Raw genomic sequence first — 16245 nt, forward strand, 5'->3', positions numbered from 1 at the left:
AAAGAGATGCTCTTTTCAAAGTTTGAAAGGAGCATTTTTCATATTATTTGAAGGAGAAGGTAATGTTAAAAAAAATAATGATATTAAACACTTTTATTTTCACGATTTGTTTTTCAAGAGTATTAGTAGATAGTACAGGAAGAGTAATTGAAATACCAGAAAATATCGAAAGAGTAGTATCTACTGTAACATCTAATACAGAGATTATTGTAGATATGGGATTGGTAGATTTATTAGTAGGAGTGGATAGTTATTCAGAAAAAGTGGATAAAAGATTAAGTGAAAAAGGAGTTTTAAGAAGTGATGACTTGAATGAGGAAAAAATAGTAGAGTTAATGCCAGACCTAGTAATTTCATCTCATCATAATCTGAAAAAAGGGAAAGAGAGTTTGAAATTTTTTGATGAAGTTGGAATTCCGGTGTATGTTATTAAAAATCCAAAATCTTTGAGTGAGGTAGCTGATTCGGTTATAGAGATAGGTGAAATTTTAAATAAAAAAAGTGAAGCTGAACATCTAAAAGATAAGTTTTTAAAAGAGTTGAAAGAGATAGTCTCAAATAAAAACTCTGAAGATAAAAAAGTATATTTTGAAATTTTAGAAAATCCAATATATACAACAGGTTCTGAAACTTTTTTAAATGATGCTTTAGAAAGTGTTGGTGGAAAAAATATTTTCAGAGATGAAAAGGGCTGGATTTCACCACCAATAGAATCTATTTTAGAGAAAGACCCTGATGTGATATTAGTGGGTGAAGATAGAAAATATATGGTAGAAGAGATATTAGCAAGAGATGAGTGGCAGGATGTAAATGCTATAAAAAATAAAGAGGTATATTTTATAGATGAAAGTATAAATAGACCTTCACCAAGAGTTTTAAAAGCATTGAAAGAGCTAAGGGAAGTGTTAGATAAATGATAACATTTAGTTTTATACCTAAAGAAAATGAGTTTGAAAATTTCAAAACTATATACAATCAACTCAGAGAGAAAGGTATCTCTGGAATTGAAACAATTATCGGAGATCATTTAGATTTTTCAGAGTATAAAAACTATCCAATCAAAGGAGTGCATCTTTTGTATTATCCAACGTGGTTAGAGTTTTGGAAAGGTGATTGGAAAAAAGTTAAAGAAGATTTTTATGATGATGAAGGGATAAAAAATTACTATAGAAGTTTTAAAAAAAATATTTTGATAGAAACGTTTAAGGAGCAGTTTGAAAACGCTAAAAAAATAGATGCTGAGTATATGGTTTTTCATGTTTCACACGTTCGACCAAAAGATATATTTCAATTTGATTTTCAATATACAGATTTAGAGGTTTTAGATGAGTGTATAAAAATAGTGAATGAAGTTTTTAAAGGTGAAGGACCATTATTGCTATTTGAAAATCTCCCTTGGCCAGGATTAAATTTTAGAGATTATGAACTTACTAGATATTTTATTCAGAAAGTAAAATATAAAAATAAAGGGTTTCTTTTAGATTTTTCACATCTAATTTGTTTGGAGAGAGAAGTGACAAATTTTGAGGAAGCAAATAAGTTTATAATTGATAGAATTGGAAAAATGAAAGAGTTAAAAGATTATATTTTTGGATTACATGTGAATGGGGTAAAGTTTGATAAATTTCTAGATTGTGATTTTCAAAATAAAATCTCTGAATGGGAGAAGGGAGATAGATATGAAAAATTTCAAATTGAGTTAAATCATATGAAAAATATAGACCCACACCTTTTATATAAAGGGAATATAAATGAAATAATTAAATATTTACCAAATTTTAAATATATAAATTTAGAACTCGGTTTTTCATCGTTATTAGAGTTAAAAGAGAAAGTTCTAGAGCAGCTAAATTATCTCAAAATAAATTTTTAAAATATAAAAAATATGATATACTCTATACTATAGAAAGTTAAGATTTTCGCGGGAGGAAAGATGACACAAGGAAACTTAGAAATAGATAAAAATATAGATGAAACAACATTACCAGAAGTTGACGTAGCAGGAGAGGAAGTAGCTGAAGAGATTACTTCAGATCCGAATAAACTTTATAATATATTAGGTGTTATGTTTGAAACTACAAAAAAAAGATATAGTTTTGAAATTATAGATAATATTGAATATAAAAAAGGCGATAAAGTGATTGTTGATACTATCAGAGGAAAAGAGATTGGTGTTGTTTATGGTGGACCTATGCAACTTCCAGAAAGAGTTTTAGTATTACCATTAAAACCAGTTGTAAAAAAAGCAAGTGAAGATGAAATAAAAAAATATGAAGTACTTCGTTTAGAAGCTAAAGAGGCATTCAAAGTTTGTAAAGAAAGAATAGGATTCCATAAGTTACCAATGAAGCTTATAGAAACAGAATTCACATTTGATAAAACAAAACTTATATTCTATTTTACAGCGGAAGGAAGAATTGATTTTAGAGATTTAGTAAAAGATTTAGCAAATATTTTCAAATTAAGAATAGAGTTAAGACAAATTGGTGTAAGAGATGAAGCAAGAATTCTTGGAAATATAGGAGTATGTGGAAAAGAACTTTGTTGCAGAACATTTATAAATAAATTTGATTCAGTATCTATAAAAATGGCCAGAGATCAAGGTTTAGTAATCAATCCAACTAAGATTTCAGGTGTTTGTGGAAGATTACTTTGTTGTATAAATTATGAATACAAGCAATATGAAGAGGCTTTAAGAGTTTATCCAGCAGTTAATCAGTTGGTAAAAACGACAAAAGGCGATGGAAAAGTAATGAGTATAAGTCCTCTAAATGGATTCCTATATGTGGATGTTGAAGGTAAGGGAATTATGAAAGTTCTTATCGAAGAGATAAAGTTTAATAAAAAAGAAGCTAAAAAGCTACAAAATGTTTTATCAAAAGATGAATTACAGCATAAAGTTTTAGAAAAGGAGTAGTAAAAATAGATGGTTTTAGAAAATGAAGATATAGCACAGATCTGTGAAGGATACAGTTTAATCCAAAAAAAAGATGGATTTAGATTTGGAACAGATGCAGTTTTACTAGCCAATTTTTTTAACGGAAAGAAAAATGCTAAGGTTTTAGAGATTGGAACAGGAAATGGAGCAATTCCAGTACTATTATGTGCAAAAGATAAAATAACTAAGATGAAAGCTGTTGAAATCCAAAAAGAGATTGCAGAGTTAGCAATTAGAAATATAAAAAGAAATAATTTAGAAGATTCAGTTGAAGTTATAAATATGGATATAAAAAATCTTGAAGAGGGAAATACATATGATTATATAATCTCAAATCCACCATATATGGTTTTAGATGGAAAAGAGATTAACGATAAAGATATGAAAAGCATAGCAAGACATGAGATTAAGTTAAATCTAAAAGAGTTTGTTGCAAATGCAAAGAGGCTCTTAAAACCAAGAGGTGAACTGTTCATGGTTCATAAAAGTTATAGATTTTTAGAGATATCAGAGGAACTTGGGAAATGTGGATTTTCTGTAAAGAGAGTTAGATTTGTTCACTATTCAAAAGACAAAGATTCAAGTATAGTTTTAATTGAAGCAAGCAAAGGGAGAAAAAATATATTAAAAATTGAAACTCCAATTTTTTTAAACGATAATTAGAGATACTTTATGGGAGAGGAGAAACCTCTCCCTATTTTAATGGAGGTGACTATGTTTAAGATAAATTCTAAATATGTTCCTACAGGGGATCAACCAGAAGCGATAAAAAAATTAGTAAAAGGATTGGAAGATGGTGTAAAAGATCAAACTCTTTTAGGGGTGACTGGCTCTGGAAAAACTTTTACAGTGGCAAATATAATAAAAGAGAGTGGAAGACCAGCTTTGATTTTAGCTCCAAATAAAACATTGGCAGCTCAACTTTTCTCAGAGTATAGAAGTTTTTTTCCAGAGAATGCAGTGGAGTATTTTGTGTCATACTATGATTACTATCAACCAGAAGCTTATATAGCAACAACAGATACCTATATAGAAAAAGATTCGTCGATAAATGACGAGATAGATAAATTTAGAAATGCTGCAACAGCAGCACTAATAAATAGAAAAGATGTTATAATCGTAGCATCTGTTTCGGCTATATATGGACTGGGGTCACCAGACACATATAAAAAGTTAACAATTGCGATAGATAAAAAAACTGGTTATAGTAGAAAAAAATTGATATCTAAATTAATAGAGCTAAGATATGAAAGAAATGATTTAGCATTTGAAAGAGGTAAGTTTAGAGTAAAAGGAGATGTAATTGATATATACCCATCTTATATGGAGAACGGTTATAGAATAGAATTCTGGGGTGATGATATAGAGGATATATCTGAAATAAACACTTTAACGGGCCAGAAAATTAAAAAAAATCTAGAAAGAATAGCAATCTCTCCAGCTACTCACTACGTAACAGAAGAGAGTGAACAAGAAGCGATAGTAGAGAGAATAAAAAGTGATTTAAAAATTGAAGTTAAAAATTTTGAAGAAAAGGGAAAACTTTTAGAAGCTCAAAGATTAAAACAAAGAACAGAGTATGATTTAGAGATGATAAGAGAAGTTGGATATTGTAAAGGGATAGAGAACTATTCAAGATATTTGACAAATAAAAATCCAGGAGATAAACCAGATACTTTGATGGATTACTTTTCAGAAGATTTTGTAGTTTATATAGATGAATCACACATAGGAGTTCCTCAAATAAGAGGTATGTATAATGGAGATAGAGCTAGAAAAACCTCATTGGTAGAGAATGGTTTTAGAGTAAAGTCAGCTTTAGATAATAGACCACTTACATTTGAAGAGTTCAGAGAGAACTGTAAACAAACTATATTTATATCAGCAACTCCAGGCGATTTTGAGATTGAACATTCAAAAGGACATATAGCAGAGCAATTGGTTAGACCAACAGGTATTTTAGATCCTATAATTGAAGTGAAAGAAACTAAAAATCAAGTGGATGATTTATTAGAAGAGATTCGAAAAAATGTTTTGAAAAAAGAGAGAGTTTTAGTAACAACACTGACTAAGAAAATGGCAGAAGAGCTATCTGAATACTATATGACTTTAGGAGTTAAAGTGAAGTATATGCACTCTGACATAGAGACTTTAGAGAGAATAGAGATAATAAAAGGGCTGAGAAAAGGTGAGTTTGATGTTCTAGTAGGAATAAATCTTTTAAGAGAGGGATTAGATATACCAGAGGTTTCTTTAGTGGCGATATTAGAAGCTGATAAGGAAGGTTTTTTAAGAAGTAAACGATCTTTAGTTCAAACTATAGGAAGAGCAGCTAGAAATGTTGATGGAAGAGTAATTCTTTATGGTGATGTTATCACTGATTCTATGAAATATGCTATCGATGAAACAGACAGAAGAAGAAAAAAGCAAAGACAATATAACTTAATAAATGGGATAGAGCCTAAAACAATTTATAGAGAGGTTTCAGAATCACTATTTACATGGGATAATGGTGATAAAAAAGAGAAGAAATCAAAGAATTTTACCAGCAAAGAGGATATTGAAAAAGAGATTGGAGTTTTATTAAAAGAGATAAAAAAATTATCAGAAGAGTTGGATTTTGAAAAAGCTATTGAAAAAAGAGATGAGATGAATAAATTAAAACTTATGCTTTTAGAGATATAGGAGAGAGAATGGAAGAGATGGTTTATAGTGTAACAGAGTTCAATAAAATGGTAAAAGGTTATATAGATGAAAATCCAAATTTTCAAGAATTTTTTTTAAAAGGTGAATTATCTGGAGTTACTTATTATAAAAGTGGACATCTATATTTTACTTTAAAGGATAAAAACAGTCAGATAAAATGTGCTGCATTTAATTATAAATATAAAAGAATACCTGAAGATTTGAAAGAGGGAGATTCAATAAAAATATTTGGAGATGTAGGCTTTTATGAAACTAGAGGCGATTTTCAAGTATTAGTTAGACATATACAAAAAGAGGATAAACTTGGAGAGATGTTTGCTAAATTAGAGAGGTTAAAGGTAGAATTAGAAAAAGAAGGACTGTTTTCACCTCTTTTTAAAAAAAGATTACCTAAATATCCAAACGCAATTGGGATAGTAACAGCATATACAGGAGCAGCTTTTCATGATATAGTAAATACAACAAGAAAAAGATTTGAAAATATAGATATTTATATATACTCTGCAAAAGTTCAAGGCGTTGGAGCTAAAGAGGAGATAGTAAAAGGTATTGAAACTTTGAATAAAATACCAGAAATTGATATCATAATAGCTGGACGTGGCGGTGGGAGTATCGAAGATTTATGGGCTTTTAATGAAGAGGATGTAGCGAGAGCTTTCTACAGAAGTGAAAAGCCAATAATATCAGCTGTAGGTCATGAAATTGATAATTTACTTTCAGATTTAGTGGCGGATGTAAGAGCGGCAACACCAACCCAAGCTATTGAGATAGCTATTCCAGTAAAAAAAGATATAGAAAAGCAGATGTTAGACAGAGAGAAAAAATTAAAAAGTTCTATTGAGAGAGTTTTAAAATCAAAAAATGATGAGTTAGAAAAATATAAAAATAGTTATATTTTAAAAAACTTTATAAAAACAATAGAGGAGCAGCACCAAAGTTTAGTATACTTAGAAGAAAGATTAGAAAACTCTTTAAGCAGAATATTAAAAGAGAAAAAACATGATTTAGAGATTAGAGCAGAAAAAATAATTGGATTAAATCCTTTAGCAGTTTTGAGTAGAGGATACTCTATAACAAATTCTAAAAGTAAATCTTTAAAAAAATTATCCGATATAAAAATTGGGGATGAGATTGAAACAATATTAAATTTTGGAAAAATAATAAGTGAAGTAAAGGAGATAAAATAGATGAAAAAGATATTGAGTTTGATATTTATTCTTTTGAGCTTAGGAGTTTTAGCAGAGGAAAGACCCGCACAAATTCAAAATTTAGAAGCTCAGATAGCCAGAGAGGATGACAGAGATAAAGCTGCAGTTCTTATAAAAGAGTATGAAAGATACTTTAAAAGTTATCTATCATCAATAAGCAGCAATGAAAATAGTATTTTTTATTTAGGAGACCAATACTTTAGAAATAGAAAATATGAAAGAGCAGCACAGATTTTTAGTAGTAACATAGATAGTTCTAGAAATTTATTTGGAGCAGCAACGAGCTATAGATTCATAGGAGATTATAATAAAGCTGTAGACTTTTACAGTGTTGCAATAACAATTGAACCGAGTATGAAAGAAGCTTACTTAGGAAGAGGCTTAGCTTATAGAAACTTAGGGAGATACAATAAAGCAGTTGAAGATATTCAAATATATATGAATTATTCACCAAGTGTTGAAGGTTTTTTAGCTTTAGGTGACATTTATTTAGCAGAAAAAAAGATAGATAGAGCAAGAGAGATACTTCAGGAGGGAAGAAGAATTTTTCCTCAATCAAAAGATATTAGCAATATGTTGACATCTACTTATTCTAGATAGTAAAGAGGTGAGCGATGGAGTGGTATCGATTAAAATTAATAGGTTTAAAAAGTAGTAAGATTAGAATTTTGATGAATTTTTATAAAAGATATAAAGATATTTTTACTAATCTAAATGAACTTAAAAATATATTAAATTTAACCTCAGAAGATACCGAGCTTATAATAAACTCACAGAATTGTGAAAAATACCTGGAGGTTATGGATTATTTGGAGAGCAATAGGATAGGTCTTATAGATTTGAATGACTATAGATATCCTGAAAACTTAAAAAATATTTCAAAACCTCCCCTTTTTCTTTTTTATAAAGGGAATATAGAGCTTTTAAAAAAGGAAAGGGTAATCTCTGTCATAGGAACTAGAAGAGCTACAAAATATGGAGAGCTAGGGTGTCAGAAAATAGTAAAAGGATTGATAGATGGTGATGTAGTTGTTGTGAGTGGTTTAGCTTTAGGAATAGATTCTTTAGCTCACAATGAGACTTTAAAATTAAATGGTAAAACAGTAGCAGTTTTAGGATGTGGAATAGATATAATATATCCGAGAAGTAACGTGAAGTTGAGAAAAGAGATTGAGAAAAAAGGTGTTGTGATATCAGAGTTTCCGTTAGGGTCAGAACCTACTCCTGAGAAGTTTCCAATAAGAAATAGAATTATAGCAGGATTAAGTAGAGGAACAGTTGTGATTGAAAGTTCGCTAAAAGGTGGTAGTTTAATAACCGCTAATTTAGCATTGGATGAAGGGCGAGATGTTTTTGCAATTCCAGGAGATATAACTTACCCTCTTTCTCAAGGATGTAACGAACTTATAAAAAATGCTCAAGCTAAACTGATAACTCATGGTGATGATATATTAAAAGAGTATGAGTGGGATAAAAAAACAGAATCTGGCGAGGAATTAAATCGTTTGACAGGAATAAAATTAAAAATTTATAGTGTATTAAAAACGAAAATGCACTTAGAGGAAATAAAGAAGGAAATTCATTGTCAAACTAGTGAATTGTTGAGTAATTTAATGGAATTAGAAATAGAGGGTTACGTTCAAAGTCTTCCAGCAGGACATTACAGAAGGCGTTTGTAAATGGGAAACTTAGTGCCCTTAGTTGATTTTTTTAGTATTTTCTAATATAATTAAGAGCGAATAATGTATATAGAGAAAAAATTAGGGGTGAAAATAGTGGCGAAAAAAAATTTAGTAATAGTGGAATCTCCTGCAAAAGCGAAAACAATTGAAAAAATATTGGGGAATAATTTTCATGTAACAGCTTCATTTGGACATGTAAGAGATTTACCTAAGAGCAAAATTGGAGTAGATGTGGGGGATAGGTTTAAACCAAGTTATTCTACAATAAGAGGAAAAGGCGACGTAATAAAAACTTTAAAAGATTTAGCTAAAAAATCAAATAAAGTATATCTAGCATCCGATCCAGATAGAGAGGGAGAGGCTATAGCTTGGCACATAGCTCAAACACTAAAATTAGATGAGAACGAAGCTAACAGAATAGAGTTCAATGAGATTACAAATGGCGCTATTAGAGAAGCTATAAAAAATCCTAGAAAAGTTGATATCAATAGAGTTAATGCACAACAAGCAAGAAGAATTTTGGATAGATTAGTTGGGTATGAAATAAGTCCGTTATTATGGAAATCTATATCTTCAAATACAAGTGCTGGAAGAGTTCAATCGGTTGCTTTGAAATTAGTGTGTGATTTAGAGGATAAAATAAAAAAGTTTATACCTGAAAAGTTTTGGGATATAAAGGGAGAGTTTAAAAATAAAATGAATCTTTCTCTTTATAAAATAGCAGGAAAAAGATTTGAAAGAGTTACAGATGAAGATGTTGTAAAAGATATCCAGTTGACATTAAACTCTGAATACGCTGTTATAAACTCTAAAGTTAGTAAAAAATCAAAGAATCCACCTTTACCATTAAAAACAAGTACATTACAGCAGCTATCATCATCATATTTAGGGTTTTCGGCATCGAAAACAATGTCAGTAGCTCAAGGGTTATATGAAGGTATGAGTATTGATGGAAACCAAAAAGGTTTGATTACGTATATGAGAACCGATTCTACAAGAGTTTCAGAAGAAGCTAAAGGAATGGCTAAAAGTTATATAGTTGAAACATTTGGTAAAGAATATCTTGGAAAAGAAGTGGTTAAAAAGAAAAAAGATGAAAAAATTCAGGATGCCCATGAGGCAGTTAGACCAACGGATATATATTTAGAACCAGATAAAATAAAGAAAGATTTGACTCCAGATCAGTATAAGTTATACAAGCTGATTTGGGAAAGATTTATGATATCTCAATTAGCTCCGATGGAGTATGAACAGTTTGAGATAATCTTAGAAAATGGTGAGTATCAATTTAGAGGAACTTTAAATAAGATAACTTTTGATGGATATTATAAAGTCTTTAAAGATGAAGAGGAACTACCATTAGGAGAATTCCCATCTATAAATGAAGGAGATTTCTTACAACTGAAAAAATTGAATATAAAAGAGGATTGGACAAAACCACCAGCAAGATTGACAGAGTCATCACTAGTGAAAAAACTAGAAGCTGATGGAATTGGAAGACCATCTACATACGCTTCAATAATTGAAACTTTAAAGAAGAGAGAGTATGTAGTTTTAGAAGGGAAAAGTTTTATACCTACAGAGTTAGGATATGAGATAAAGTCGATTCTAGAAAAAAACTTTAAAGATATAATGGATGTTAAATTTACGGCATCGTTAGAGGATGGATTAGATTCTGTTGAAGAGGGAGAGAAAGATTGGATTGAAATCTTAGAAGACTTCTACTCTAAGCTTGCTAAAGATTTAGAACTTTATAAAGTTAAAGTTGAAGAGGAGACAAATAGAATAATAACTTCTGATGTACCTTGTCCTTGTGGAAAAGGGAATATGATTATGAAAAATGGTAGATTTGGAAGATATCTATGTTGTGTTGATGAAGAGTGCAAAGAAAAGTATTCTTTAAAAGGTATAGAGATTCCTTTAGATGATATTAAAAAGGGTGACATAAAAGTAAAAGAGCTTTTAGAAGAACAACTTAGAGTAAAACAAGGGAAGTTAACAGATGTCTTTTCTGATAATGGAAGTAGATTGCTTTTAAAGCTTGGAAGATTTGGAAGTTACTTAGAGAGTGAAAACTTTAAGGATGACAATGAAAGAGTTTCTTTACCAGGTGAAGTGAAAAAACTTTTAATGAATAACTCTATAGAGGAGATTGATGGGGTTGTTCGTTTAAACTGGATAATGGAAAAAATTCAGAAAGAGGAAAACGAAATCTTGAAGAATGCTGGAAATTGTGAGAAGTGTGGAAAGCCGTTTAAAATCGGAAGAGGAAGATGGGGTAAATTCCTAGCTTGTACAGGATATCCTGATTGTAAAAATATAAAGAAATTAGAAACAGAAAAAAAAGAGAAAAAAGAGAAATAAAAGGACTCGCCTTTTTAGGCGAGGCTTTTGTATGTATAAAAAAGGAGAATCGATGATAAACAGAGAAGTTATAGTAATAGGAGCTGGATTAGCTGGTTCAGAAGCAGCTTATCAATTAGCAAAACATGGAGTAAAAGTTAAATTATATGAGATGAGACCAAAGGTTTCAACAGAAGCTCATAAAAGTGATAAATTTGCAGAGTTAGTATGTAGTAACTCTTTAGGTGGAGATCATTTAGGAAATGCCTCTGGACTTATGAAGGAAGAATTAAGAAGAATGGGATCTTTATTGATAGAGATTGCAGACGAAACTAAGGTTCCTGCAGGACAAGCTTTAGCTGTAGATAGAGAAGGATTTTCAGAGAGAGTAACAAAAAAATTACAATCAATGGAAAATATAGAGATTATTTATGATGAATTAAAAGAGATACCAAAAGATAAGATTGTAGTTGTAGCAAGCGGACCACTAACATCAGAGACACTTTCTAAAAATATAGGTGAGATGTTAGAACAAGAGTATCTTTACTTCTATGATGCAGCAGCACCGATAGTAACTTTAGAGTCAATAGATATGAATAAAGTTTTCTTCCAATCAAGATATGATAAAGGAGAGGGAGAGTATATTAACTGTCCTATGGATAAAGAGCAGTATCAAGCCTTTTATGATGAATTAATAACAGCGGAAAGAGCTCCTATGAAAAAGTTTGAAGAGGAGAAGTTATTTGAGGCTTGTATGCCTGTTGAGAGAATAGCTCAAAGAGGATTTAAAACATTACTATTTGGACCATTAAAACCAAAAGGGTTAATAGATCCTAAAACAGGAAGAGAAGGATTTGCTGTAATTCAATTAAGACAAGATGATAAGGATGGAAAACTTTATAACTTAGTTGGATTCCAAACTAATCTGAAGTGGGGAGAGCAAAAGAGAGTATTCTCTATGATTCCAGGATTAGAAAATGCAGAGTTTGTAAGATATGGTGTAATGCATAGAAATACATTTATAAACTCAACAAAGCTTTTAACACCAGCACTTAATTTAAAGTCAAATGAAAATATATACTTTGCTGGACAAATAACAGGTGGAGAGGGATATGTTTGTGCAATGGCAACTGGAATGATGGCAGCTACAAACATCCTAAGAAAAATGGATGGAAAAGAACCTCTAATTTTAGATGATAGAAGTTCAATAGGAGCAATAATAAAATATATTACAGAGGAAAAAAAGAATTTCCAACCGATGGGACCGAATTTTGGAGTAATTAGATCTTTAGAAGAGAGAATAAAAGATAAAAAGGAAAAATATAATAAAATTTCTAAAATAGCTTTAGATTATTTAGATGAAAAGTTAAGCCAAGAGAAGTAAAAAGGAGTTTGGGATGGGTACTCTTAATTTATTAGGTGATATAAAAGAGTTTTTATATCACTGCGAATTTGCAAAAGGTAAAAGTTTAAATACAATTAAATCTTTAAAGATAGATTTATTTAGATTCAATCAGTATGTTACAGAATGTAATGACCTTGAGAAAATTTCAGATATAGATGGATTTAATTTCAGAGAGTTTTTAATAGAACTTCAGAATGAAGATATAGGAAAAAGATCTTTGAATAGAAAGATTTCATCTTTAAAATCATTTTTTAAATATTTAAAAGATGTAGAAAAAATAAAAAGTAATCCTGCACAATTGATAGTAGCACCTAGTTATGATAGGGGAGTTCCAGAAGCTTTAAGCTTAAAAGAGATAAAAGATTTAAGAAAAGCTATCGAATTGAAAAATTATCACAGTTTAAGAGATAGATTGATATTAGAACTTTTATATTCTAGTGGTATAACTTCACAAGAGCTACTAGGATTAGGTGAGGATGTTTTTGAAATTGAAAAAAGAGAAGTTATTGTAAGTAGTTTTAAAAAATATAGAACGGTTTATTTCAGTGAGAGAACAAGAGAGTTTTTTAAAAGGTATATTCTAGCTAAAAAAGAAAAATTAGGAGAGAAATATAAAAAAGAGATTCTTTTTGTAAATGGATCTGGAGGTAGATTAACAGATCGTTCTCTTAGAAGATTGATAGATAGATACGCTTTAAGAGCTGGAATAACAAAAGAGATAAGCCCTCATAGTTTTAGGCACACATTTGCAGTGCATATGCTTGAAAATGGAATGAGCTTACATCAGTTACAAAAATTATTAGGGCATACAAATTTGGATTCAACGAAAATATATATAGAGGCTTTAGAAAGAAAAAAGAGAAAAGATTTAGCAATTGAGTTAAATGTGGAATAATATATAAAAATATTAATATATAATTGAAGGAGTGTTTATGACGAAAAAATGTATAGGATGTGGAATTGAACTTCAAGGTGAAAATTCAAATTCTAATGGATATTTACCTAAATCTGTTTTAGAGGGCGACAATAAAGAGTTACTTTGTCAAAGATGTTTTAAAATAAAAAACTACGGACAATATATCCCAATAAAAATGACTAAAGAGGATTATAGAAATGAAGTTAAAAGAAGTTTAGCAGAAGCAGATGTAGCTATTCCTGTATTTGACATAATAGATTTTGAAGGATCTTTTGATGATGAAATCTTAGATGTTTTAAGAGAAATGGATTCAATTGTTGTTATAAATAAATTGGATTTAATACCTGATGATAAGCATCCATCAGAAGTTGCTGACTGGGTGAAAAGAAGATTGGCAGAAGAGGGTGTAGCACCTTTAGATATCGCTATTGTAAGCTCTAAAAATGGTTATGGAATAAATGGAATATTTAAAAAAATAAAGCATTTCTATCCAGATGGAGCTAAAGCTTTAGTTCTAGGAGTAACAAATGTTGGTAAATCTAGTATAATCAATAAGTTAATAGGAGCTAAAAGAGTTACTGTTTCTAAGTTCCCAGGGACTACATTAAAAAGTGTAAAAACAGAGATTCCTTTCTCTAAAATAACATTAATAGATACACCAGGATTAATTCCAGAGGGAAGATTCTCTGATTTTGTGTGTCAAGAGTGTAATCAAAATATAATTCCTGCGAATGAAATTTCTAGAAAAACTTATAAAGTTCAAAAGAACAGAGTTATTCTAATCGGTGGAATGATTCAAATGAAAATACTAAATGAAGATGATTTAAAACCAATATTCTCAGTTTATGCATCAAAAGGAGTTACATTCCATGAAACGAACGCTGATAAAGCTGAAGAGTTAATGAATGGAGCAGATTTTATAGCACCTCCTTGTGATGACTGTAGAGATGAGTTTAATTCTTTAGAAAAAGAGAGTGAAATTTATACTGTAGAAACTGGAGAAGAGTTAGTATTCAAAGGTTTAGGATGGTTATCAGTTAAAAGAGGACCTCTTTATGTTGAGATAACATCACCAAAAGGTGGAGAAATAATAGTAAGAGACGCATTTATAAAACCAAGAAGATCATAAAAATAAGAGGTTACAACTTATGGAAAGAGATGGAAGAATAACTACTTTAAACTGGATTATAAATATAGCAGTAACAATTTTATTTATCTATTTAGCTATGAGAGGGATTGATGACTTAACGGGAACATATAAAATAGATGAAACTATAAGAAATACAAAAGAACTTAGAATAGCATTGGAAAAGTATTATCAACTAGCAGGTGATTATCCAGAATTAACAAAACCTGGAGTAAATTTAAATCTCCATCTCTTAGACTATACAAATAGTAAGGGGCAAAAAATCTCTTTTGCAGAGATTTATGGAAGAAAAACATTGGCAAAAACTTATGGAAGTAATTCTATTATTGCATCAAATGAAGTTTATGATATACAAGATTTTGAAAAGGGAAGTAAAAATGGAGGATGGAATTATAATTACTCTCAGAAAACAGGAGAGATTCATCCTAACTTGCCAGAAGATATATATATAGAAAAAATAAACTGGAATAGACAGTAGTAACAAAAATGGAGGAAAGAAATGTACGATATTATATTTTTAGGTGGCGGACAAGCTGGAGTTTTTGGAGCATACGAAGCGATAAAAAAGAACAAAGATTTAAAAGTTTTAGTTTTAGATAAGGGAAGAATGTTAACTCAAAGAGTTTGTCCAAAGGAGAAGTTAGGAACATGTGTTAAATGTCCAACTTGTGCAATAATATATGGTGTTTCTGGAGCTGGAGCTTTCTCAGATTCTAAATTCAATATGGATTATAGAGTTGGAGGAGATGTACATGTTCTAACTGGAAAAACAATTGTAAATGAAACTATTCAGTATGTAGCTAATATTTATAAGGATTTTGGTTTTGATGAGAAACCATCAGGATTAGAGTACAATCAAACTATGTTAGATATAAAAAAGAGATGTATTGAAAATAATGTACAATTAGTTGATACTCCAACAATGCATTTAGGAACAGATGGTTCAAGAGAGTTATATACGAAATTAGTTAATGAATTACTTGAAAGAGGAGTAGAATTTATAACTGAAAAATCTGCGGAAGCTTTAATTATTGAAAATGGAACTATTAAGGGAGTTACTGTAAAAAATAAAAAAGGTGAAGATGAAAACTACTACGCAGATAACGTTGTAATAGGATTAGGAAGAAGTGGAGCTAAAAAGCTTATGGAGATGTGTGAAACATCTGGTGTAACTTATGAGACTGGAGCTGTTGACTTAGGGGTTAGAGTTGAAATACCTGATTTAGTAATGAAAGATATCAATGAGAACTTCTATGAAGCTAAAATGATATACCACACTACAAAGTATAGAGATAAAATGAGAACTTTCTGCTCAAATCCGAGTGGATTTATTGCAGCTGAAAAGCATAGTGATGATGTAGTTTTAGCTAATGGACATGCATACAAAGATAAAAAATCACAAAATACAAATTTAGCATTATTATGTACAAAGACATTTACACAACCGTTTAAGCAACCGTTTGAGTATGCAACAGCGATAGCTAAGATGTCATCAATGCTAACTGGTGGAAAAATATTAATGCAATCTTATGGAGATTTAAAAGTTGGTAGAAGATCAACTGATGAATCGATTGCAAGATTAAATATAGTTCCTACTACAGAGGACTATGTAGCTGGAGATATCGCTTTAGCTTGTCCAAAAAGAATTTTAGATAACATAATAGAATTTATTGAAGTGCATGATAAGATAACTCCTGGATTTGCATCAAGTGATTTATTACTATACTTCCCAGAAATTAAATTTAGAAGTACTAGAATAACTATAGATGCTAATATGGAGACAAATATAAAAGGGTTATATGCAGCAGGAGATAGTTCAGGATATGGAAGTGGTTTAAATATAGCAGCTGTAATGGGAATCCTGGCAGTAAGACATATAATTTCTAAATAATTTGGAGGA

At 30.2% G+C, this 16245-nt stretch carries 14 protein-coding genes; all 14 read left to right on the forward strand.

Annotation, left to right across the window (positions count from 1 at the left end; translation table 11 throughout):
- Positions 1-62: 62 nt before the first annotated feature.
- The 14 genes from Q0O83_RS02230 (at position 63) to Q0O83_RS02295 (ending at position 16236) form a co-directional block, all read left to right on the forward strand.
- The gene (locus Q0O83_RS02230) at positions 63-917 is read left to right on the forward strand and encodes a helical backbone metal receptor (RefSeq protein WP_294093758.1); all 855 of its coding nucleotides are present in this window, start codon (positions 63-65) and stop codon (positions 915-917) included.
- Positions 914-1873: a TIM barrel protein gene (locus tag Q0O83_RS02235; protein ID WP_294093760.1), complete on the forward strand. Its 960-nt coding sequence runs from the start codon at positions 914-916 to the stop codon at positions 1871-1873. The genes Q0O83_RS02230 and Q0O83_RS02235 overlap by 4 nt, the downstream gene beginning before the upstream one ends.
- Before the next feature lie 192 nt (positions 1874-2065).
- A complete protein-coding gene (locus Q0O83_RS02240; RefSeq protein WP_294093866.1) occupies positions 2066-2917 on the forward strand; it encodes a stage 0 sporulation family protein in 852 nt (283 codons plus the stop codon).
- A 9-nt stretch (positions 2918-2926) separates the two neighbouring features.
- Positions 2927-3601 carry a methyltransferase gene (locus Q0O83_RS02245; protein ID WP_294093762.1) on the forward strand — a complete coding sequence of 225 codons (675 nt, stop codon included), beginning with the start codon at positions 2927-2929 and terminating at the stop codon, positions 3599-3601.
- Positions 3602-3640: 39 nt separating this feature from the next.
- Positions 3641-5623, forward strand: coding sequence for an excinuclease ABC subunit UvrB (gene uvrB, locus Q0O83_RS02250; protein WP_294093765.1), 1983 nt, complete (start codon positions 3641-3643; stop codon positions 5621-5623).
- Positions 5624-5631: 8 nt separating this feature from the next.
- Positions 5632-6831, forward strand: coding sequence for an exodeoxyribonuclease VII large subunit (gene xseA, locus Q0O83_RS02255; RefSeq protein WP_294093767.1), 1200 nt, complete (start codon positions 5632-5634; stop codon positions 6829-6831).
- Positions 6832-7452 carry a tetratricopeptide repeat protein gene (locus Q0O83_RS02260; RefSeq protein WP_294093769.1) on the forward strand — a complete coding sequence of 207 codons (621 nt, stop codon included), beginning with the start codon at positions 6832-6834 and terminating at the stop codon, positions 7450-7452.
- Positions 7453-7466: 14 nt separating this feature from the next.
- Entirely contained in the window at positions 7467-8531 is a 1065-nt protein-coding gene (gene dprA / locus Q0O83_RS02265) for a DNA-processing protein DprA (RefSeq protein ID WP_294093771.1), read from the forward strand.
- Between the two features lie 96 nt (positions 8532-8627).
- Positions 8628-10898: a type I DNA topoisomerase gene (gene topA / locus Q0O83_RS02270; protein WP_294093773.1), complete on the forward strand. Its 2271-nt coding sequence runs from the start codon at positions 8628-8630 to the stop codon at positions 10896-10898.
- Between the two features lie 55 nt (positions 10899-10953).
- Positions 10954-12261 carry a methylenetetrahydrofolate--tRNA-(uracil(54)-C(5))-methyltransferase (FADH(2)-oxidizing) TrmFO gene (gene trmFO, locus Q0O83_RS02275; protein WP_294093868.1) on the forward strand — a complete coding sequence of 436 codons (1308 nt, stop codon included), beginning with the start codon at positions 10954-10956 and terminating at the stop codon, positions 12259-12261.
- 13 nt (positions 12262-12274) lie between these two features.
- Positions 12275-13177, forward strand: a complete 903-nt coding sequence (locus tag Q0O83_RS02280) for a tyrosine-type recombinase/integrase (protein ID WP_294093775.1) — start codon at positions 12275-12277, stop codon at positions 13175-13177.
- A 37-nt stretch (positions 13178-13214) separates the two neighbouring features.
- Positions 13215-14327, forward strand: coding sequence for a ribosome biogenesis GTPase YqeH (gene yqeH / locus Q0O83_RS02285; RefSeq protein WP_294093777.1), 1113 nt, complete (start codon positions 13215-13217; stop codon positions 14325-14327).
- Between the two features lie 19 nt (positions 14328-14346).
- The gene (locus tag Q0O83_RS02290; RefSeq protein WP_294093778.1) at positions 14347-14823 is read left to right on the forward strand and encodes a hypothetical protein; all 477 of its coding nucleotides are present in this window, start codon (positions 14347-14349) and stop codon (positions 14821-14823) included.
- 21 nt (positions 14824-14844) lie between these two features.
- Positions 14845-16236, forward strand: coding sequence for an FAD-binding protein (locus tag Q0O83_RS02295; RefSeq protein ID WP_294093780.1), 1392 nt, complete (start codon positions 14845-14847; stop codon positions 16234-16236).
- Positions 16237-16245: the final 9 nt, after the last annotated feature.

Origin of the sequence: uncultured Cetobacterium sp., from assembly GCF_945952365.1 — a bacterium.
Taxonomy (GTDB): Bacteria; Fusobacteriota; Fusobacteriia; order Fusobacteriales; family Fusobacteriaceae; genus Cetobacterium_A.